Raw genomic sequence first — 320 nt, 5'->3', positions numbered from 1 at the left:
CCATTTGAGGAAAACGTTGTTTGATAAGTCTCAACAAGTACCTCTTGCTGAAATTGAAGTGGATGAAAAGTTGAGATACCCGGAACAACCCGAGCGGGTGTTAGACCGCAAGATAAGACAGCTGCGAAACAAGAAGATCAGCATGGTGAAAGTCCTTTGGCGTCATCACAAAGGTTCCGACATGACGTGGGAGACCGAAAGTGAAATGAGGGAGAAATATCCTCAACTTTTTGTATGATTTCGGGGACGAAATCTCTTAAAGGAGGGGAGAATTTGTAACGCCAAAACTTATTTATTATGTAATTATAATAAAAAGGGCA

The 320-nt window shown here is 41.2% G+C and carries 1 protein-coding gene; it reads left to right on the top strand.

Annotated features, from left to right (window positions below; all coding sequences use genetic code 11):
• Positions 1-238, top strand: a 238-nt coding sequence (locus HX793_RS31065; protein ID WP_218646212.1) for a hypothetical protein, incomplete at its 5' end; no start/stop codon positions are given.
• Positions 239-320: the final 82 nt, after the last annotated feature.

This window comes from Pseudomonas reactans (assembly GCF_013387025.1).
Classification (GTDB): domain Bacteria; phylum Pseudomonadota; class Gammaproteobacteria; order Pseudomonadales; family Pseudomonadaceae; genus Aquipseudomonas; species Aquipseudomonas reactans.
Note: the sequence above shows the minus strand (reverse complement) of the source record. Positions and strands in the feature narration are given on the sequence as shown.